The sequence below is a fragment of the Maricaulis sp. B-26 genome (assembly GCF_056857855.1).
The window spans coordinates 106,156-126,445 of record NZ_JBSXNX010000021.1 but is presented as its reverse complement, the minus strand read 5'-3'; the positions used below and the strand labels follow the sequence as shown (position 1 = coordinate 126,445).

Genomic DNA, 20,290 nt, shown 5'->3' with positions numbered 1-20,290 from the left:
TCAGCCTCATGCCGCTTTTCAATCAGGGCCCGCGAATACGGCGTGAATCCGGAATTCGTGTAGCGTTCGACCGCGCTCTCCCTGAGCGCTGACTGCTTTGCAACGGCCAGCTCCGGGACTTCAGCCCGTGCAAGAAGTCTCATGAGGCCCCACAGCCAGCCTGCCCTGGCGGCTATCCGTCGGCTGCCGCGGCGATAACGGCCTCATACATCGCCCGGCCGACATAGCCGTCGGGAAGATGCCCATTGGCGCGCTGGAAGTCGCGCAGGGCGCGGCGGGTATTCGGGCCGGCCAGACCGTCAGGAGTTCCGCTGTCATGGCCCAGCGCATTCAGGGCGGCCTGCAGCTCGCGCGTCTGAGAGCGGGTGATGGGCGGATCGTTTTCCGGCCAGTCGCCACGGAAGGGGGCATAGCCGGTAATACGGTCGGCGAGATGCGCCACGCCGAGCGCATAGGCCGTCGAATTATTATAGCGCTTGATGGCGCGGAAATTGGCAAATGTCAGGAAAGCCGGCCCGCTGGCACCTGCTGGCAGTTCCAGCCGAGCCTGGCGCATCAGCGTCGCCGCGCTCCATTGCGCACCGCTGGCCGGGTTGATCCCGAGCCCCGCCCAGTCGCTGACCGCCTGTTCAAGGCCCGGATTCCAGGCCGTGTAGTCGAAACTTTCGGGCAGGCGCACTTCGATGATCGTCGGCGCGCCGGTCTGCCAGCCGGCCTGGCTGAGCAGGTTTGCGGCCGAAGCCAGGGCATCGGCCTCGTCGGTCCAGATATTGCGCTGCCCGTCGCCGTCCCAATCCTGCGCGCGTGCGAGATAGGTGGACGGGATGAACTGGGTCTGTCCCATCGCGCCCGCCCAGGACCCGAGGAGCTGCTCGCGCGTGGCATAGCCGCGATCGATCATCTGCGCGACCGCGATGAGTTCGCCTTCGGCCCAGCTGCGGCGGCGTCCCTCCCAGGCCAGCGTGGCGAGCGATCGGACGATGTCGTGATCGCCGGTAATGGCACCGTAGGAGCTTTCCAGCCCCCAGATCGCGATCAGGGTCTGCGCCCGTACGCCGTAGCGTTCGGCGATGGCGTCCACGGTCGCGCGTCTTTGCGCATAGGCATTGCGGCCGTTCTCGATGCGCAGGTCGGAGGCTGCGATGTCCAGATAGGACCAGATCGGCCGGACGAATTCCGGCTGGCTCCGGTCGCTCTCGATGATCCGGGGATCAGGCTCCAGCCCGTCCAGCATGGCGGAGACCGTCTCCGCTTCCGCACCGCTGGCGGCGAGCCGAACGCGGAAATCGACCAGCCAGTCGGAAAAGGCCTCGCCGTCCGGTTGCGCCAACACCGGTGCGCACAAGAGGAAAGAGGCGAAGAAGGCGGCGAGATATCTGCGGATCATCCATTCCCCGTTCGGCTGAGCGGCCCCGTCAGAGACCTCGGATCGAGGCCTGCGATCTCGATAATAAGCTTGCGGCGCAATGCGTCCACGAAATCATCATGCTCATTGCTGGGCGAAATGAAGGCACCCGGCCCGGCGATCACCTGATTTTCGAAATAGGCACTGACATCGATGGAGACGGAGGGCCGGAAGGGGTGCTGCCGGTTATTGTCGATCGGCAGGCCGTTGACGGTGATGACGCGGGCCTCGGCGCGCTCACGGGCCGCGGAAAGGCTGGGCCCGGCATTCTGCGGACCGTCGCCGGAGATATCGATGACTTCGCGGACGCCCTTGAACCGGTTCCCGTCGATCAGGCTGACGGAATTGTCGATCGCGGCACCGATCGCGGTCCGGCGACCCGAGACGAAAGGCGCGGTCGCCAGCGTCGCGGCGAAGGCGCGCGCATCGTCCTCGGTCTCGATCACGGTCCAGGGCGCGACGACGCGCTGGAAATCGGCATCGGCCCATTCCAGATACATCACCGCGATGCGGCCATAACCGCCGCTCTGGATGGCGGAGATCACTTCCGGATCGGCAAGGGCTGCCACATGCCCTTCGCGCTGGCGTCGCGCCTCGACCTCGTCGATCGAGGAGGACACGTCGACGGCGAGCACCAGCTCCAGATCGACATATTCGCGCCCGTCCTCTGCGTATTCGACGGAGCGCGGCTCCCATCCGGGCAGGCCTTCGGGAATCCGGTGCGCCCCGCCTATCCCGATCAACGCAATGAGCGCCAGTCCGGCCGGAAGAAACCGGATCACGGCGCCTGCCCCGTTTCGATCGCAGCCGGCGCAGAGGCAGAGCCCGGCAGACGGCCCAATTCCTCCGGAGACGGGACCGCGCCGGCGATCTCGATCACCAGCTTGCGCAGGATGGCATCGCGGAATTCCGCTTCGGTGCGGGCGGGCAGAACGAAGGCGCCCGGACCCGTAATGACGTTCTCGTCGAAATACTGGTCGAGATGCAGTTCCGCGGGACGGACCCAGCGGCCCTCCCCGGCGGAGATGACCGGCAGGCCATTGATCACGACATGCGCAGCGTCGGCCCGGGCACGGGCTTCCTCGAGCGGCAGGCCCTGGTTTTGCGGACCGTCGCCGGAGATGTCGATTATCCGGCGCGGTGCGTCATAGCCGTTCGCCTCGATCCGCTCCACACCGTCCACGATCGCTGCCCCGATCGCCGTGTAGTGACCACGCTCGAGCGGTGCGGCCGCGACCCGGGCCGCGAACGCGCGCGCATCGGCTTCGCTGGCCACGACGGTCCAGTCGGCGGCGGCACGCTGGAAACCGCTATCGGCCCATTCCACATAGGTCACGGCGATCCGTCCCAGAGGACCGCCCTGGATGGACCGGATGACATCTTCCGACGCAAGCGCGGCGACATAACCCTCGCGCTGGCGGCGGGCTTCCTCCTCGTCGACGGAATAGGAAATATCGACGGCCAGGACGAGTTCGACATCGACGTCTCTCTCATACTGCAGTGCGAGCGCCGGCGCAGCGAGGCCGGTCGCAAAAACGGCCGCCGTGGCGGCCGCAAGATTGAACGCAGAAGTCTTCATGCGGCGCAGACTAGATAGAGCGCAACAGGGCAGCAACTGACGATATCGTAAGGCTTGCTCATAAAGAACGTGGCGCGGTTCAGGCCCAGACCGCATCATAGAGCGCCACGATCTCGTCTTCGCTCGGCACGCGCGGGTTATTGCCGGGCGAACCGGAGGCAATCGCCTGCTGGGCCATCAGGGAGCGAAGCTGGACCCAGCGGTCATGGTCGATGCCGAACTCCGACGGCGCGGGCACTTTCAGCTCGTCATTGAAACCGCGCAGAGCATCCAGCAGCCGCGCATTCGCGGCCGCATCGGCATGGCTGTCGTCGGCGACCCCGATGGCCCGGGCGCAGGCCGCATAGCGCGCCTCGGCTGCGGACAGGGAAAACGCCGTGATCTCCGGCAGCAACATGGCGTTGGAAAGCCCGTGCGGCACATGGAAGAAGGCCCCGATCGGCCGGCTCATCCCGTGCACCAGAGCGACCGAAGCATTCGAGAAAGCGAGCCCGGCGAGCGTCGAGCCCAGCAGCATGGCTCCACGCGCCTCGGCATTGTCCGGTTCGTGATAGGCAGTCCGCAGATTGGGCCCCATCAGTCGCAGAGCGGCCAGCGCCTGCTGGTCGGAGAAGGCATTGGCCTTGCGGCTGACATAGGCCTCGATCGCGTGAGTCAGCGCATCGATCCCGGTGTCCGCCGTCACCCTTTGCGGCAGAGAATAGGTCAACTCCGGATCGATGATGGCTGCCACGGGCAGGAAGCCGAGCCCCAGGCACATCATCTTTTCGTCGGCATCGGTATCGGTGATCACCGTGACGCGGGTCGCCTCGGAGCCCGTACCGGCCGTGGTGGGAATGGCAATGACCGGCAGACCCGGCTCGTCCACGATGCGCGGGAATTTATAGTCGCGCATGCGTCCACCATGCGGTCCGAGAATGGAAAGCGCCTTGGCGGTATCGATCGCACTGCCGCCCCCGAGCGCGACGAGACCGTCGAAGGCCTCGCCTTTCAGGCCCGCCCGCAGCACCGCCTCGCCTTCGAGCACCGAGCCCTCACCCGGTTCCGGCTCGGTCCCGTCGAACAGGCCCCAGGCGATACCTGCGGCCTCCAGACCCGCCGTGGCCCGGTCGAGATAGCCCAGCGACACCATGGTGGCATCGGTCACGAAGAGCGGCCTTGCGACCCCGGCCCGTGCGAGGACGGACGGCAATTCGGCGAGCGCACCGGCACCGATCTGCATGATGCGCGGCATGACGATACTGGCGGACATGACCTCTCCTCTTCTGCGCCGATTGAGCGTGCGCTCCTGACTCAGGTCAAGGCGCGCCGGCGAGACCGTCATCGGCCCGGCCATGCCTGAGATACGCCGGAGATACGCCGGAGAATAGGCCGGTTGCGGCTGAAGACAATTCTCGCGCGAACAGGCTCGCGGGTTGCGGCACACTCGTATAGGCTTTCGCTCGAGGGGAATTGTCCGCCGTCAGAACCCGGCAGGGTCGCAGGCGGAGCGGTATGGTCGAGGGGATTTCGATGCTGAGTGTTTTGACGGGACTGGGTGTGGCCGGCTGGAGCGGCGTGGCCTCGGTCGGTGCGCTGCTCGGTGGCGTGGCGGCCTGGCAGGGTCGGCGTGCCCGGCGCAGTAGCGATGCGGCCGGCGGCAAGGAATCGGCGATGCGCGGCACCGGCCAGACCGGCGGCGGGGACGGCGGTGGCGATCTGACGCCGCACGAAGCCTATCGCGCCGCGATCGAGGCCCGGACCCGGCAATTCGGCGAGAGCCGCAACTCGACCGTGATCCGCATCGTGCATCACGAGATGGACGAATATGTCGACGGCGATACCGCGATCGAGGTCATCGACGCGCTGCGTCACGCGCCCAGGGACGGCCCGGTCGATATCATCCTGCACACGCCCGGCGGCATCGCCTCGGCGACCCAGCAGATCCTGCACGCCCTGAAACAGCACAAGGGCAGGAAGACCGCCTTCGTGCCGTATCGCGCGAAATCGGCGGGTACGATGATCGCCCTGGCCTGCGACGAGATCGTCATGGGCTCCAGCGCCGTGCTCGGACCGATCGACCCCCAATACGCCTGGATGCCGGCCCATATCCTCGCCGACCTGCCCAGGCAGAAAGCGGCGGATCGCATGGACGACGAGATGGTGATCCTGTCGAAAATGGCGGAACAGGCGGTCAAGGAAGCGCGCCGCTTCGCCTGCGATTTCGTCAATGACGCTCACAAGGCGGACGGGACGTGCGCGCTGACCAACGACCTGATCGGCGGCGGACGCAATCACGACTATCCGATCCTGCCGCACGAGGCCGCCGAGTTCGGGCTGAGCGTTTCGACGAAAATGCCCGAGGACGGCTTCGCGATCTGCCAGCCGCCGCCCAAGGACGAGCCCATGCTCATCGTGTCCATGTTCAACGCGCAGCAGCAGGAAACCGCAGAGGGCGCACCCGCCAGGCCGATCTTCCGCTGAGCCACTGCGCGAAGCCGCATACTGGCGCATCTGGCGAGTTGACACGCACCGCTGGAGCCAGTATCCACCGCGCTCCTTTGAAACACGCACTTACGTGAAGGCCGAACGATGAAAGTCCGCAGCTCGATCAAATCGCTGAAAAACCGCCACCGCGATTGCCAGGTCGTGAAGCGCCGTGGCCGCGTTTACGTGATCAACAAGACCGACCCGCGCTTCAAGGCGCGCGCCGGCTAGACGTCCGCGCGGCGAGGCCCGTCCCGCCGCTTGCAGACGCAGCCCGCGAGGGGTTAGACGACAAGCCGTGCACCCGCGTGCACGGCTTTCGCATGTCAGACAGGCAGGACAATGACGACGACCACGCAAGCCGTCCTCTGGGATCTGGGCAATGTCCTGCTCGACTGGTCCCCTGCCTATCTCTACGAACGCCTCTTCCAGAGCCGCGAGGAACTCGATCACTTCCTCGGCGAGGTCTGCACCATGGACTGGCACGCCGCCCATGACCGCGGCGTCTCGATGGAAGAAAACCGCCGCCCGCTGATCGAACGCTATCCGCACTATGAGGACGCGATCCGCGCCTGGGAGACCGGGCTGGAACATATGGTGCGCGGCACCGTTCCAGGCACAGCCGAAACGATCGACGCCCTCGCCGCGCACGGCGTCCCGCAATACGCGCTGACCAATCTGCCGGCCGAGTGGGCGGATCCGGTGAACCGGCTCTATCCCTCCATGCGCCACATGCGCGACGTGATCGTCTCCGGCCATGAAGGCGTCGCCAAGCCGGACCGCCGCATCTACGAGATCGCGGCCGGGCGCCTGCCGCACGATCCGGCCAGCGTGCTCTTCTTCGACGACCGCAAGGACAATGTCGACGCCGCCCGGGCCTTCGGCTTCGATGCGGTACACTTTACCGGCAAACCCAGCCTGCACGCCGCGCTCGATGCGCGTGGCCTCCTGACGCCGGCCTGATCGCTGCCGGGCCGCGCTCCGGCCGCCCGCCTGCACCCCGCAGAGACGCATGGCCCGCCGCCGGATTCGGCGGCCGCGATACTGCGCCGCACCAATTCTTGCAGTCGCGGGCTATTCACGTGATCCCTCTTCGCTGTAAAAACGTACCCAGTCATCGAAATCGTAGCGAGGCCGGCACAGAACCGGGCCGCAGCCCGGTTTCGGTTACGGTCGATATCGAGGAGACGACGACATGGATCTCAATTTCACGCCCGAGGAGGAGGCCTTCCGTGAGGAAGTCCGGGCCTTTCTGAAGGAAAACCTCTCCGAAGAACTGGCCCGCAAGGTGCGCGAAGGCCGTGACCTGACACGCGACGACATGGTCAGCTGGCACGCCACGCTGCAGAGCCGCAACTGGCTGGCCACCACCTGGCCGGAAGAATACGGCGGCCCGGGCTGGAACGCCGTCCAGCGACATATTTTCGAGGAAGAATGCGCCCTGGCCAACGCGCCGCGCACCGTGCCCTTCGGCCTCAACATGCTTGGCCCGGTGCTGATCAAGTTCGGCTCGGAAGAGCAGAAGAAGACCATCCTGCCGCGCATCCTCGACGGCACCGACTGGTGGTGCCAGGGCTATTCCGAGCCGGGCGCCGGTTCCGACCTCGCCAGCCTGAAGACGCGGGCCGTACGCGAGGGCGACGACTACATCATCAACGGCCAGAAGACCTGGACCACGCTCGGCCAGTTTGCCGACAAGATATTCTGCCTCGTCCGCACCTCGACCGAGGGCAAGCCCCAGCAAGGCATCTCCTTCGTCCTCGTCGATCTCGATACGCCGGGCATCGAAATGCGCCCGATCAAGCTGATCGAGGGCGGCTATGAGGTGAACGAGGTCTTCTTCACCGATGTCCGCGTCCCGGTGAGCAATCTCGTCGGCGTCGAGAATGAAGGCTGGACGATCGCGAAATACCTGCTCGGCCACGAGCGCACCAATATCGCCGGCGTCGGCGCCTCCACCGAAGCGCTCAACCAGCTCAAGGCGCTGGGCCGCAAGGTGAAGCGCAACGGCAAGCCGCTCGCGGCCGATCCGCTCTTCGCCGCCAGGGTCGCCGAAGTCGAAATCGATCTGGAAGCCATGCGCATGACCAATCTGCGCATGCTGTTTGGACGCTCCGACGCGCAGGGCTCGGTCTCCTCCATGCTGAAGATCAAGGGCACGGTGATCCGCCAGGCCATCAATGATCTCGCCCGCAGGGCGCTCGGCCCGACGGCGGCGCCCTTCCCGTCCGAGGACGTGATCGGCAATTACGCGGTCACCCCGCCGGAAGCGGCCAATAATGCCGCCAGCTACTTCAACAATCGCAAACTCTCGATCTTTGGCGGATCGAACGAGATCCAGCGCAATATCATCGCCAAAGAGACGTTCGGAGCCTGATCATGGATTTCAATCCCACTGAAGACCGCCGCATGATCGCCGAGAGCCTGCGTCGCTATCTGGCCGATCAGTACGACTGGGAATACCGCAACAAGGTGGCGTATGACGCCCCCTTCCACGACCCGAAGAAATGGGGCGAGCTGGCCGAGCTCGGCATTCTCGGCGCGCTCGTCTCCGAAGAGGATGGCGGGTTCGGCGGTGCCGGTTTCGACATCACCACCGTATTCGAGGAAATGGGCCGCGCCCTGTGCCCGGAACCCATGCTCGGCAATCTCATGGCGATCCGTCTCTACGCAGCCTTCGGCAAGTCCGAGCGGGTCGAGGCCATCATCGCCGGTGCCGAAAAAGCGGCCCTGGCCGTGTTCGAATCCGAGGTGTTCGATAGCCTGGACGGTCTCTCCACGACCGCCGACGGCGATACGCTGAACGGCCGCAAGACGGTCGTCTACGGTGCCCAGGCTGCCGATCATATCCTCGTGGCCGCCGGCAAGGGCGGCAAGATCGCGCTTTACGAGGTCGCAGCTGCCGACGCCGAAGTCCTCTCCTATGCCATGATCGATGGCGGCGGCGCGGGCGAGGTCGTACTCGACAAGACCAAGGCGACCCTGATCGCGGACGATGCCGCCGAGGCCATCGAGGCCGCGCTCGATGCCGGACGCCTGGCGCTCTGCGCCGAAGCGGTCGGTGCGATGGACGTGCTCAAGGAGATGACCAAGGACTATCTCATGCAGCGCCAGCAATTCGGTCGCCCGATCGCGACCTTCCAGGCCCTGCAGCACCGTCTCGTCGACATGGCCATCGAGATCGAGCAGGCGCGTTCGATCGTGATCCACGCCGCCGGCCATTTCGAGACCGATCAGCGCGCGCTCGCCGTCGCCAAGGCGAAGAACCTGATCGGCCGCGCCGGCAAGCTGGTCGCCGAAGAGGCGATCCAGATGCATGGCGGCATCGGCATGACCTGGGAATATGCCGGCTCGCACTACGGCAAGCGCCTGATCATGATCGACCACCAGCTCGGCGACACGGAGGACCAGCTCCGCAAGGTCATGGAGCTGACGGACTTCTCCTCAGCGGCATAGGATGCCCGACCGACGCATTTCCAGAGGGCGGCCTTCGGGCCGCCCTTTTGTTTCGGTGCCAAGTGCACTCCGTCCCGTCTGATGTCTTGGCCACGCGATTTGCCGTGGGATCAGGAAAGCGATGTCTCTTCATGCACCACTGCGAACCCGCAGGGTTCGCAAGCGCGACCGCGCGCCGGGCGGTCAGCCCGCCCCATCGGAGACGTTCGCGAAAAGAACTGTCATGAGATCAAGGGAAAATGGCGCATCGGGGAGGATCAAGTGCGAACCCCACAGCCCTGAGCGCGTTCCATGTGAGCATCGACCCCAACGCCGAACGCGGCGACAGGCTCGGGTCGAGCGGAGCGGGAACAAGGAAATAATGGCGCACCCATCAGGATTCGAACCTGAGACCTCTGCCTTCGGAGGGCAGCGCTCTATCCAGCTGAGCTATGGGTGCGCGAGAGGCGAACCCTTACCCGAAGCCGGGATGGTTCGCAACGCGCTTGCTCGGCTGCAGGTCAGTCGGAATTGCCGGCAGGTTTGCCGATCGTGAATGCGACGCGGACCAGCCCTGCGATCATGGCGAGGACGACAGCCGCCATGGACAGCCAGTTGGCGATGTCGAGGGGGGCCAGAAGCCAGGCGAAGGCGTGAACCAGTCCGCCGACGACAAGCGCCAGCCCGAAGAAACGGCGCGCCGCGCCCATACCGGGCGGTTCCGCTTTTACGGGGCTCCCGGGCGTGCGCTTGCCGAGCGCATTTCCGAACAGGGCGAGAATACCGCCGATCAAGGCCTGCACGATGCGCGTGTCCATGTCGGCGCCGAGCCAGCCGCGACTCTCGACCGCTGTCATGGCCAGGGCGATGACGATCAACCCCCCGGCGAGAAAAAGCGAACCTCTGACGGAGCGTGTGATCATGATTTTTCCTCCTGAGCGGGGGCTGTGCCGAGGCCGAAGACGCCGGCAAAGCCGAGCAGCGCCTCTTCGAGCACCGAAACATTGAGATGGTAGATGACGGACTTGCCCGACTTCTCGGTCGACACCAGTCCGGCCTCACGCAAAACGCCGAAGTGCGCCGACATGGTCGGCTTGGATACCGGAAAGGCCGCCGCCAGCTCGCCGGCCGAAAGCGGGCCGCTCTTGAGCATCTGCAGGACCTGACGGCGTGTCGGATCGGAAAGGGCTTTAAAGACATCACTCATGATTAGACAATTAGAGAATTATCTAATCATTGTCAAACCCGACAACAGCGGAACATAAATAACCGAGAAAAATCAGGTTATCCCGGCCTCGTCAGCATCCATGTCGTCGGCATCGCCCGACTTGTTGCGGCCGCCGAAATCGTCGCCGTCAGGATCCTCGCGGCGGCGGCGGTGCTCGGCAGCGCCCATCAGGCCCATGCCCCACTCGCGGTCGGGACCGGCCACGCCCTTGTCGCGGAATTGTGCCTTCGGGCCGGGGCGCATGATCCAGCCATAGACGAGGAGTGAAGCAACCGCGCTGAAGCCGATCAGGGCGAGCGCGAGAATGGCGCCCATCTGCCCTTGCGGGTGCATGAAGACGCCGAAGAACCAGGCCAGACAGGCAAAAATCGTCACCGAAACGATGATCGCGAATGTCTTGAGAACGGGCCGGCCGCGCATCGGAACCTCCATGTTTCCCCTCGCAACCGGATAGTGCGGCCCAATCATGCCGGAATCAGGGCAGGCCGGGCGGGACGCGTCACGCGCCTGTCCCCTCCTGCGCCAACCGGTCGAGCCCGCTACGCGTCTTCGCGGTGATAGGTCAGGGAGAGAAAGACGTCCTCGAGATCGGCTTCCTCGGTGCGCAGATCGTCGATCCGGCCGCCGGCGGCGTGGAATTTCTCGATCATCTGCGCCACGGACTGCTCGCCATAGCGGTAGGTAATGGCCAGCGCCCCGTCCTCGCGCAGCTCCGCATCGTAACCGGCCAGTGTATTCGGCACCGCGTCCAGCTTTTCGGCCGGCTCGATCACAAGCGTCTTGGAATCCATCCGCTTGAGCAGGGTTTCCTTGGGTTCGCAGGCGATGACCTGGCCATGATCGATAATGGCGATCTCGTCGCACAGTTCCTGCGCCTCTTCCAGATAGTGCGTGGTCAGCACGATCGTCGTGCCGCGGGCATGAAGTTCGCGCACATACTCCCAGAGCTGGCGGCGCAGTTCGATATCGACTCCGGCCGTCGGCTCGTCGAGCACAAGAACCGGCGGCGTATGAACCATGGCCTTGGCGACGAGCAGGCGCCGCTTCATGCCGCCGGAAAGCTGACGCACATAGGCATTGCGCTTGTCGGCGAGCCCCACCGCCTCGAGGAGCTCGTCCGTTCGGCGCTCCTGTTTGGGCACGCCGTAGAACCCCGCCATCAGCTCCAGCGTCTCGTAGGGCGTGAAGAAGACGTCCATATTGATTTCCTGGGGCACCACGCCGATCGCAGCGCGCGCGCCGCGGCTGTCCTGGTCGATATCGATCCCCCAGGTACGTGCCGTGCCCCCGGACTTCTTCACCAGGCCGGCAAAGATATTGATGAAGGTCGACTTGCCCGCGCCATTGGGTCCCAGCAGGCCGAAAATGGAGCCGCGGCGAACCTTCAGGTCGACGCCTTTCAGCGCTTCCTTGGCTGGGGCCGAACCGGACCCGCGATAGGTCTTCTTCAGGCCGATGGCTTCAAGGGCATAATCGGGGAGCTGGGAACTGTCGGACATGTCGCCTCGGAATTGACGCAGGGGTGTGGTCCGCCATAACTAGGCATCGTCTTTCGTCCTGTCCATGAGGGCTTGTCCATGGCCGATGCTGCCAACTCCGCTCCCGAGCCGGAAATCATCGTCACCGAAGACCACCGCATCGCCTGCGATGGCGGGGGTGGCGCGCTGGGTCATCCGCGCGTTTTCCTCGAAATGGGCGATGATGATTTCGTCGAGTGCGGCTATTGCGACCGCCGTTTCGTGAAAAAGGGCTCGCCGGAAGACCCGAACGCCTGATCCGCGACACACCGCTTCCGAGGCCGCAAGACGACTGGGGAGGCGTCCGTGCCGCAGAGTAAGACACCCGACAGCCGTGCGGCGCGCGAAAGCGCCATGAAGGACATGCGCTCGACCAGCCAGCGCGTCGGCCTGCTCGCCGGCATCGTCCTGGCGGCCCTGCTGCAATTCCTGCCCGTTCCCGAAGGCCTGACGCGCGAAGCCTGGCTGCTCGCCTCGCTCGCCCTCCTGATGGCGTGCTGGTGGGCGACCGAAGCCATTCCGATCGCCGCCACGGCGCTGATCCCGATCGCGATCTTCCCGCTGCTGGGCATCACCTCGACCGGCGCCGCCACGGCCCCTTATGCCAGCCCGATCGTCATGCTCCTGCTGGGCGGCTTCATCGTCGCCCTCTCCATCGAGCGCTGGAATCTGCATACGCGGATCGCGCTCAATGTGGTCTCTGCCTTCGGCGGCAAGCCGGCCGGGCTCGTCGCCGGCTTCATGATCGCCTCGGCGCTGCTCTCCATGTGGATCTCGAACACGGCGACCACGCTGATGATGATCCCGATCGCCCTGCGCGTGGCGCAGGAGGTCGAGCGCGAGGGCGTGACCTCCAAATTCTTCGCCCCGGCCCTGGCGCTGGGCGTCGCCTATGCCGCCTCCATCGGCGGTATGGCCACACCGGTCGGCACGCCGACCAATCTCATCGGCATCGGCTATCTGCAGAACGAGTTCGATCTCACCATCGATTTCGCCAGCTGGATGGGTCTCGGCCTGCCCGCCGTCCTGCTGATCATTCCGGCCGCCTGGTTCATCCTCACCCGGCTCGCCTTCAAGCTGAAGGGCGCCGGGGAAAGCCGGGCCGCCGCCGAAATGGTGCAGACCGAGCTGGCCGGACTGGGCCGGATGACGACGCCGGAAATCCGCGTCGCCGCCCTGTTCGGCACGGTGGCCCTGCTCTGGATGGGACGCGAACTGCCCGGCTTCCTGCTGGCCTGGATACCCGGCACCCCGGACGGCGACTGGAGCTGGGGCTGGAACCCGCTGCTGGCCTGGCTGGGAGCCCGGCTCGACCTGCCGGTCACGCTGGCGCTCGGCAATACGCAGATCGCCATGATGGGCGCGCTCGCCGCCTTCCTCATTCCCGCCGGCTGCAAGGACTCGCCGAAGGGTCAGATGCTGATGGAGTGGGAGACGCTGGTCCGCCTGCCCTGGAATGTCGTCATCCTGTTCGGCGGCGGCCTCTCGCTGGCAGCCGCCCTGTCGGCGACGGGCCTGGCCGACTGGCTGGGCGGGCAGATGGCCTTCCTGACGGACTGGCCGCTGCCGCTGCTGATCCTGGTCATCGTCGCCGCCGTGGTCTTCCTGACCGAGCTGACCTCAAACGTCGCGACCACGACCGCCTTCCTGCCGGTGCTCGGCGTGATCGCGGTGGAAGCGGGCGCGCCGCCGGAACAGCTCGTCGTCCCGGTCGCCATCGCCGCCTCGACAGCCTTCATGCTGCCCGTCGCGACAGCACCCAACGCCATCGTCTACGCGTCCGGCGCCGCCAGCCAGGCCCAGATGATCAAGGCCGGCTTCCGCATCAACCTCGCCGCCATCGTGGCGATCACGGCGGTCGGGATTGCGGCAGGGATGCTGGGCTTCGGGGACTAAAGAGCCTCGCCGGCCAGACAGGCATAGGGGCCCGGCCACGTGCCGGGATCCGGTGACATCCAGGCGCGATTCGGGAAGTCGGCATTCGCCAGCAAGGCAGAGTGCCTGCTGCGATAGTCCTGACAAGCATCAGTATCGGCAGCGCTTGCCGAAACCGCATGAGTGAGAGCACAAGCGCTACGCGCGTTGACAAAGGCGTCTAACTCCCACGGGTCGAAATCCGGTATCGCCTCCCTCGCCGCATCCAGATCGGCACGGCGCCGCGAATACCATGCCTGAACGTCCGTACAGCGGCCCTCCTCATCAAGCCGCTCAACCAGTTTGAGAGAGTCGGGCACGATGCGAAGCGGCCACAACCCGGTCTCCTCGCTGACGTCCAGCAACCAAAAATCGGCGAGCCTTCGCAGGCTGCGGTCGCGCAAGTCCGGATCGCCGGTCGCGTCCGCCAACTGGAGTTCAATCTGCGAAAGAAAGGAGTTTATGATGTGGCTCTCCTGCCGCCACCCGTCCTCACGACGCCCCTGCACAGGACGCAGGGTTTCCTGTGCGTCCACGACCAGTCCCGCCTCCAATTGCTCGGATGCAAGCATGATCCGGTAGGCGTCGCTCACCGCGACGAGATCATGCAGCCACACCAACAGTTCGTCCTGATCCGCCTCACCTGTCGCGGGCACATGGTCCCCGGAATAAGCGACCGGGCCGTCCACAGCTTCCGGCGTCCCGATCAGCGCTTCCTGTGAGATACTCCACGCCAGTGCTTCTTGCAGGACCGCGATGGCGGCCGCATGGTCGCCCATTTCCGTCGCGGCCATATAAGCGCCCTCCCAATACGGGAAGTCAGCGGCCCAGAAATAATTGCGATCGGCAGGACGATAGCGATCAACCTCCTGGAAGCGACGCAACGAACGCTCGTAATTCCCCCTCGCATAATCGATCCAAGCAGCCTCCAGCAGCCATCTCATACGGAGCCCTTCCGCGGGAGCTGGTAGCCAGCGGCCAACCCCCGAGCAGCTCCGAGCTCGTGAGAGGCGCTCGGGCCCTTCGGCGCTTTCATACGCCGAGGCCCCATACCTGACGCTCCGGGCTTCCCAGGCACACCGCGTCAGCAAGTAATTTGGCAACCCGACCGGATGGACGACGGACACAACCGCGCCGGGGCCAGTTTCCTTCATCCGTTCAGGAAGGCCATAGGGCACGACAAGCCAGACCAGAAACAGGATCAGCAAACTCCGGGAAAACAACTTCATCAACGCCCCCAAGCACACCATGCCCAAACATCGCCCGCTCAGCGCGACATGCGGCAAGTCTTTACGGCAAGGTCACACATGTGGGGAACGAACTCCACATCTACGTGCGAAAGCAAAGCGGCACACCTCGTCCCCCACAGCACTCCGCCCATGACCTCACCCGCTGCGCGCGCTAACCTCCGCGGCAAGTGATTTGCCCGCCCTTCCCGCACGCCGGAGACGCCCGACATGGCCACGCAGAAGCCGATCGACGAGAACAGCCACGTCTACCTGATCGACGGGTCGGGCTATATCTTCCGGGCCTATCATGCGCTGCCGCCGCTGACCCGGTCGGACGGGACGCCGGTGGGCGCGGTGCAGGGTTTCTGCAACATGCTCTGGAAGCTGCTGGAGGACCTCAAGGGCGAGGACCAGCCCTCGCACCTGGCGGTGATCTTCGATCATTCCGGCAAATCCTTCCGCAACCAACTCTACGACCAGTACAAGGCCAATCGGCCGCCCGCGCCGGAAGATCTGGTGCCGCAATTCTCCATCATCCGCGACGCCACGCGCGCCTTCGGCACGCCCTGTATCGAGCTGGAGAATTACGAGGCCGACGACATCATCGCGACCTATGCCCGCCAGGCCGAGGCGAAGGGGGCGAAGGTGACCATCGTCTCCTCGGACAAGGATCTGATGCAGCTGGTCACCGACCAGGTCGAGATGTTCGACGCCATGAAGAACCGCCGGATCGAGGCGGAACAGGTGATGGAGAAGTTCGGCGTCGGGCCGGACAGGGTGATCGACATCCAGTCGCTCGCCGGCGACAGCGTCGACAATGTGCCCGGCGTGCCCGGCATCGGCGTGAAGACGGCGGCGCTGCTGATCAACGAATACGGCGATCTCGACACGCTTCTCGAGCGGGCCGGGGAGATCAAGCAGAAGGGCCGGCGCGAGAAACTCCTCGCCCATGCCGAGGATGCCCGCATCTCGCGCGATCTGGTAACGCTGAAGACCGACACGCCGGTGACCGATCCGCTCGAGGATTTCGGCATGTCCGATCCGGACCCGGAGGTGCTGGTTTCCTTCCTCAAGGAGATGGAATTCCGCACCTTCACGCGGAAGGTCGAGGAAGCGCTCGGCGGACCGGCGGCCGACGAGACCGGCGACGCCACCGCCCCGATCGACCGCGACGCCTATGAGTGCGTCACGACGATGAAACAGCTGGAAAGCTGGATAGAGAAGGCCCGCGAGGCCGGCGTCATCGCGGTCGATACCGAGACCGATGCGCTCTCCGCGACCGCTTCGGGCTTGGTCGGGGTCTGTCTCGCCACGGCACCAGGCGAAGCCTGCTACATCCCGCTCGCCCATGTCGACCCGCAGGGCTCCGGCGACATGTTCGACACGGGCGAGGCGCCCGAACAGATCCCGATGGACGACGCCCTTGCCGCGCTCAAGCCGCTGCTGGAAGACCCGGCCGTTCTGAAGGTGGGGCAGAATTTCAAATACGATCTCGCCGTGCTGGCGCGCTACGGCATCGAGGTCGCGCCCTATGACGACACCATGCTGCTCTCCTACGTCATGGAAGCGGGCCTGCACGGGCACGGCATGGACGAGCTGGCGGAGCTGCATCTCGGCCATCAATGCATCCCCTTCAAGGAGATCTGCGGCTCCGGCAAGAGCCAGATCAGCTTCGACAAGGTGCCGCTCGACAAGGCCACGCAATACGCGGCCGAGGATGCCGACGTCACCCTGCGACTGTGGGAACTCCTGAAGCCGGCCGTCGTCGGCAAGAAGAAGGCGACAGTCTACGAGACGCTGGAACGCCCCATGGCCAATGTGCTGGCGCGCATGGAACGCGCCGGCATCAAGGTCGATCCGGACCAGCTGCACCGTCTCTCCTCGGACTTTGCCCAGAAGATGCAAGCCGCCGAAGCCGAGGCCCACGAGGCCGCCGGCCGCGACTTCAACGTCGCCTCGCCCAAGCAGATCGGCGAGATCCTGTTCGGCGAGATGGGCCTGCCGGGCGGCAAGAAGACCAAGACCGGTGCCTGGTCCACCGATGCCGCCGTGCTGGAACAGCTCGCCGCCGAGGACCACGCCCTGCCCAGGGCGCTGCTGGAATACCGGCAATACGCCAAGCTGCGCTCGACCTATGCGGAAAGCCTGATCGGCCATATCAACAAGGAGACGGGGCGCGTCCACACATCCTTTTCGCTGGCCGCGACGACGACGGGGCGCCTCTCCTCGAACGAGCCGAACCTGCAGAACATCCCGATCCGTACCGAGGCCGGCCGCCAGATCCGCGAGGTCTTCATCGCCGAGCCCGGCAATTGCCTCGTGGCCGCCGACTATTCCCAGATCGAGCTGCGCCTGCTGGCCCATATCGCCGATGTCGACAGCCTGAAACAGGCTTTCCGCGACGGCGCCGACATCCACGCCATGACAGCCTCGGAAGTCTTCGGCGTGCCGGTCGAGGGCATGGATCCGATGGTCCGCCGCAAGGCGAAGGCGATCAATTTCGGCGTCATCTACGGCATCTCTGCCTTCGGCCTCGCCAACCAGATCGACGTCAGCCGCGAGGAGGCCAAGGCCTTCATCGACGCCTATTTCGAGAAGTTTCCCGGCATTGCGGACTATATGGACCGCATGAAAGCCGAGGCGAAAGAGACCGGCTATGTCGAGACCATCTTCGGACGCCGCGCCCACTTCCCCGGAATTCGCGACAAGAATCCGAACATGCGCATGTTCGCCGAACGTCAGGCCATCAACGCCCCGATCCAGGGTGCCGCCGCCGACGTCATCCGCCGCGCCATGATCCGCATGGACGACGCCCTCAAGGCCGCCAACCTCGACGCCCGCATGCTGCTACAGGTCCACGACGAACTCGTCTTCGAGGTCCCGGAGAACCAGGCCGACGACCTGATCGACCTGGCGTCGAAAGTGATGAGCGAGGCTTGCCGGCCCGCGCTGGAGCTGAGCGTTCCGCTCGATGTGGATGCGAAGAAGGGGCGGACGTGGGGCGAGGCGCATTAGGGGGCGCTAACGCGTCCTTAATCGATGCCTGACTCTTTTCGACCGGGATGAAAATCGTTATATTGACCTCATGGAACGGAACATGAACGATAACCTTTCAGCCGGCTTTTACACTCTATCGGAGGCAGCGGTTCTGCTAGGGTCTTCGGCTGCGCGCCTACGGCCATGGTTCCGGCCAACGTCCAATTACACACCAGCTGTAATGTCTGAGCGAGCTTCGGCCGACGGTAGAGTTGCCGACATTAGCTTCCTTGATTTGATCGAACTTCGGTTTATCGACCACTTTCGGAAACAAGGCGTGTCCATGCAGGCGCTGAGGCGGGCATCTGCCGAGGCCATGGAAGCCTTCGGCGCGCATCCGTTCGCTCGCGAGGGAACTACATACCGCACTGACCTGCATCGTATTTATGCCGAAGCCGCAAACGAAACCGGTGACAAGAAACTGCTGTCACTGACCGGGGACAAGCAGTTCGTCTTAGACGTGATTGAACAAAATCTCTCGAAAGGCGTGGATTTCGACCCGAAGACCTGCATCGCAACTTCATGGAAACCTCAACCAGATTCCTTCCACGGGATCATCCTAGACCCTCGGATGAACTTCGGTCGGCCGACCCTTGCTGGGACGGGCCTTTCGGTAGAGGGCATTTATGATGCTTGGTTAGCCGAAGAAGGGGACGTCAGACTGGTCGCAGATTGGCATCGAATTAAACCTGATGAAGTACTGCAAGCCGTAAAATTCAAGCAGCAATATCTGCATTGAAAATCGGGCTCGACATCAATCTGTCTAGCCGCCTCGTGATCGCGCTAAATGCCCTTTACGGCTCTGACTCGCTGTCTTTTGAGAGCGTTGGCAATGCAGATGATGAGGAATGGTTGGAAACGTTTTCTCGTGAGGGCGGCGACGCGTTCATTGGACGTGATAGGAAGATTCTTCAACGTCCAAATGAAATACGCGCCCTAGATACCAGCGGACTGCAGGGCATCTTTCTCGATTACGGAAAGGCGCCTCAGAAACTGCACTATATCGCCGCGCACGTAATTTATTGGTGGCCAAATATAGAGAAGCTGATCCGTTTAAATGACGGCAATTCGATCTATCGCGTTCCTAGCCACATGAGAAGCTGGTCAGGCGTAGAGACGCTTCGTGTTGACGACACCAAGACCCCTCCTCGAGTTGTTCGAGGCAATGTGCCTTAGCGCAGTTCCTCCCTTAAACATCTTGCCAGCCAGCCCGCCGTATCCGGTTCAGGCCGTCAAGGCCGGCCGAAGGCCGCGCGTTTCAGCCTTGACGGCCTGAACCGGATACGGCCTCGTCCCGGCACGATGGGAAGGGATGCGAAGCCCGGCCTCCCTTTCCGTATTGAGAGGAGGAAGACACCGCTCTCTGCGACATCGCCACCACCGGTGTTTCCCCTCATCCGCCCTCCGGGCACCTTCTCCCCGTGGGAGAAGGGGTAATAATCCGCCGACTTCGCCCCCTACCCCCACGGTGCGAGTTCGAAAGCCTCCGTCGTGGATATCTGGCGCTGGAGGGTTTCGACCGCCTGCATGATAGAGGCGCGTTCGGCGGCATCCAGATCCGGATTGGTGGCAAGCGAGAGGAGCGCGTTGATATTGTCGCGCGTGGCCTCGCGCCAGGCGAAATCCGCATTCATGTAGGCGCGGCAGTAATCACGAAGGTCGTCTGTGCCATGATTGTGCAGACGCAGAACCTCGAAGCACATCTGCCAGCTGTAATCCTGGGCCATTGCCGTTTCGGTGATGTGTTGCACGGCCTGGGCGACAGCGGCGCGGTCGCCGGCGCTGATGCCCGGCGTCGTGGCGGAGGCGTCGACATTCGTGGTGACGGTCGGGCCGTCGCCCTGCTGGACCTCGGTTTGAGCTCCCGTGGCTGCAGCCGGCCCGCGGACGGCTCCTGTCAACTGCTCGACGGCGAGGATGGCGATCAGATTGGTCTGGAAACGGCGCTGCATGATGCCGAATTCGAAGGAGTCGATGGCGCCGTTCTGGAGCGCTTCGCAATTGCGGTACATCGAGTCCCGCAGGAGCTGGATGCTCTGCGTGCGCAGGCCGATCCCGGCCACGCCCTGTCCGCCGGCACCGCCCATATCGACGGACTGGTCGTTGGTGAAGGCGCCGTTGAAGGTGAAGCCGCCGCTCTCCGCCGCGATGGCGTCGGGCGCGGGACGGGCGCAGAGGGTGTACGCGCCGTTCGAGCTGATGATGGCGGTCTGCTCGGCGTCGATCACCATGGAGCGGCCGTCATTCAGGTCTGGTCGCCGATAGACGCTGGATATGTTCGCGCAGCCGCCGAGCACGGCGAGCGACACGGCCGTGCAGGCCAGTTTCGTCAAGGCTTTCATGATTCCCCCATCCCGTTTCGGAGGAATACTAGTCGGGCCGGGCGAGCGTGTCGATCAATACGCGCTAAGCGGGAATGTCATCCGGCCGGCTTATCCCCGGTCCGCCGCCAGCCCCTAAACTCCCCGCCGCTCTTTCACA

The 20,290-nt window shown here is 64.4% G+C and carries 20 protein-coding genes and 1 tRNA gene; 10 read left to right on the top strand and 11 right to left on the bottom strand.

Annotation, left to right across the window (positions count from 1 at the left end; genetic code table 11):
- Window positions 1-172: 172 nt before the first annotated feature.
- The 4 genes from AC13HB_RS08375 to AC13HB_RS08360 all read right to left on the bottom strand — a co-directional run bounded on the left by AC13HB_RS08375 (window position 173) and on the right by AC13HB_RS08360 (window position 4,236).
- Complete coding sequence (locus AC13HB_RS08375; protein ID WP_482949294.1) at window positions 173-1,387, bottom strand: lytic murein transglycosylase; 1,215 nt, start codon at window positions 1,385-1,387, stop codon at window positions 173-175.
- Entirely contained in the window at window positions 1,384-2,187 is an 804-nt protein-coding gene (locus AC13HB_RS08370; RefSeq protein ID WP_482949293.1) for a DUF1194 domain-containing protein, read from the bottom strand. Before AC13HB_RS08370 ends, AC13HB_RS08375 begins: the two co-directional genes overlap by 4 nt.
- Complete coding sequence (locus AC13HB_RS08365; protein ID WP_482949292.1) at window positions 2,184-2,984, bottom strand: DUF1194 domain-containing protein; 801 nt, start codon at window positions 2,982-2,984, stop codon at window positions 2,184-2,186. The genes AC13HB_RS08370 and AC13HB_RS08365 overlap by 4 nt, the downstream gene beginning before the upstream one ends.
- A 79-nt stretch (window positions 2,985-3,063) precedes the next feature.
- Entirely contained in the window at window positions 3,064-4,236 is a 1,173-nt protein-coding gene (locus AC13HB_RS08360) for an iron-containing alcohol dehydrogenase (protein WP_482949291.1), read from the bottom strand.
- A gap of 260 nt (window positions 4,237-4,496) precedes the next feature.
- Here AC13HB_RS08360 and AC13HB_RS08355 point away from each other — a divergent pair, with 260 nt between their 5' ends.
- The 5 genes from AC13HB_RS08355 (at window position 4,497) to AC13HB_RS08335 (ending at window position 8,906) form a co-directional block, all read left to right on the top strand.
- Window positions 4,497-5,447 carry an SDH family Clp fold serine proteinase gene (locus AC13HB_RS08355; protein WP_482949290.1) on the top strand — a complete coding sequence of 317 codons (951 nt, stop codon included), beginning with the start codon at window positions 4,497-4,499 and terminating at the stop codon, window positions 5,445-5,447.
- A 108-nt stretch (window positions 5,448-5,555) separates the two neighbouring features.
- On the top strand, window positions 5,556-5,681 hold the full coding sequence (gene ykgO, locus AC13HB_RS08350; protein ID WP_011644457.1) for a type B 50S ribosomal protein L36: 126 nt from the start codon (window positions 5,556-5,558) through the stop codon (window positions 5,679-5,681).
- Between the two features lie 111 nt (window positions 5,682-5,792).
- Window positions 5,793-6,413, top strand: a complete 621-nt coding sequence (locus tag AC13HB_RS08345; protein WP_482949289.1) for an HAD family hydrolase — start codon at window positions 5,793-5,795, stop codon at window positions 6,411-6,413.
- A 232-nt stretch (window positions 6,414-6,645) separates the two neighbouring features.
- Window positions 6,646-7,827 (top strand): acyl-CoA dehydrogenase family protein, encoded by a 1,182-nt coding sequence (locus tag AC13HB_RS08340; RefSeq protein ID WP_482949288.1) that lies wholly within the window; start codon window positions 6,646-6,648, stop codon window positions 7,825-7,827.
- Window positions 7,828-7,829: 2 nt separating this feature from the next.
- Window positions 7,830-8,906: an acyl-CoA dehydrogenase family protein gene (locus AC13HB_RS08335; protein WP_482949287.1), complete on the top strand. Its 1,077-nt coding sequence runs from the start codon at window positions 7,830-7,832 to the stop codon at window positions 8,904-8,906.
- A gap of 362 nt (window positions 8,907-9,268) precedes the next feature.
- Here the strand turns inward: AC13HB_RS08335 and AC13HB_RS08330 are convergent.
- The 5 genes from AC13HB_RS08330 to AC13HB_RS08310 form a co-directional block, all read right to left on the bottom strand.
- Window positions 9,269-9,345, bottom strand: a tRNA-Arg gene (locus AC13HB_RS08330).
- Window positions 9,346-9,406: 61 nt separating this feature from the next.
- On the bottom strand, window positions 9,407-9,808 hold the full coding sequence (locus AC13HB_RS08325) for a hypothetical protein (RefSeq protein WP_482949286.1): 402 nt from the start codon (window positions 9,806-9,808) through the stop codon (window positions 9,407-9,409).
- A complete protein-coding gene (locus AC13HB_RS08320; RefSeq protein ID WP_482949285.1) occupies window positions 9,805-10,092 on the bottom strand; it encodes an autorepressor SdpR family transcription factor in 288 nt (95 codons plus the stop codon). Before AC13HB_RS08320 ends, AC13HB_RS08325 begins: the two co-directional genes overlap by 4 nt.
- A 72-nt stretch (window positions 10,093-10,164) precedes the next feature.
- Window positions 10,165-10,533, bottom strand: coding sequence for a hypothetical protein (locus AC13HB_RS08315; protein ID WP_482949284.1), 369 nt, complete (start codon window positions 10,531-10,533; stop codon window positions 10,165-10,167).
- Between the two features lie 119 nt (window positions 10,534-10,652).
- The gene (locus AC13HB_RS08310; protein ID WP_482949283.1) at window positions 10,653-11,612 is read right to left on the bottom strand and encodes an ABC transporter ATP-binding protein; all 960 of its coding nucleotides are present in this window, start codon (window positions 11,610-11,612) and stop codon (window positions 10,653-10,655) included.
- 78 nt (window positions 11,613-11,690) lie between these two features.
- Here AC13HB_RS08310 and AC13HB_RS08305 point away from each other — a divergent pair, with 78 nt between their 5' ends.
- Both AC13HB_RS08305 and AC13HB_RS08300 read left to right on the top strand, forming a co-directional pair.
- The gene (locus AC13HB_RS08305) at window positions 11,691-11,888 is read left to right on the top strand and encodes a zinc-finger domain-containing protein (protein WP_482949282.1); all 198 of its coding nucleotides are present in this window, start codon (window positions 11,691-11,693) and stop codon (window positions 11,886-11,888) included.
- A 48-nt stretch (window positions 11,889-11,936) separates the two neighbouring features.
- Window positions 11,937-13,526 (top strand): SLC13 family permease, encoded by a 1,590-nt coding sequence (locus tag AC13HB_RS08300; RefSeq protein ID WP_482949281.1) that lies wholly within the window; start codon window positions 11,937-11,939, stop codon window positions 13,524-13,526.
- On the opposite strand, the gene AC13HB_RS08295 is transcribed toward AC13HB_RS08300, so the two are convergent.
- Window positions 13,523-14,488 (bottom strand): hypothetical protein, encoded by a 966-nt coding sequence (locus tag AC13HB_RS08295; protein WP_482949280.1) that lies wholly within the window; start codon window positions 14,486-14,488, stop codon window positions 13,523-13,525. The genes AC13HB_RS08300 and AC13HB_RS08295 overlap by 4 nt on opposite strands.
- Window positions 14,489-15,001: 513 nt before the next feature.
- On the opposite strand from AC13HB_RS08295, the gene polA reads away from it, so the two are divergent.
- The 3 genes from polA to AC13HB_RS08280 all read left to right on the top strand — a co-directional run bounded on the left by polA (window position 15,002) and on the right by AC13HB_RS08280 (window position 18,985).
- The gene (gene polA, locus AC13HB_RS08290; RefSeq protein ID WP_482949279.1) at window positions 15,002-17,788 is read left to right on the top strand and encodes a DNA polymerase I; all 2,787 of its coding nucleotides are present in this window, start codon (window positions 15,002-15,004) and stop codon (window positions 17,786-17,788) included.
- An 82-nt stretch (window positions 17,789-17,870) separates the two neighbouring features.
- Entirely contained in the window at window positions 17,871-18,548 is a 678-nt protein-coding gene (locus AC13HB_RS08285) for a DUF433 domain-containing protein (RefSeq protein WP_482949278.1), read from the top strand.
- The gene (locus tag AC13HB_RS08280) at window positions 18,545-18,985 is read left to right on the top strand and encodes a PIN-like domain-containing protein (protein ID WP_482949277.1); all 441 of its coding nucleotides are present in this window, start codon (window positions 18,545-18,547) and stop codon (window positions 18,983-18,985) included. The genes AC13HB_RS08285 and AC13HB_RS08280 overlap by 4 nt, the downstream gene beginning before the upstream one ends.
- Before the next feature lie 281 nt (window positions 18,986-19,266).
- Here AC13HB_RS08280 and AC13HB_RS08275 read toward each other — a convergent pair whose 3' ends face one another.
- The gene (locus AC13HB_RS08275; protein WP_482949276.1) at window positions 19,267-20,151 is read right to left on the bottom strand and encodes a hypothetical protein; all 885 of its coding nucleotides are present in this window, start codon (window positions 20,149-20,151) and stop codon (window positions 19,267-19,269) included.
- Between the last annotated feature and the right edge of the window lie 139 nt (window positions 20,152-20,290).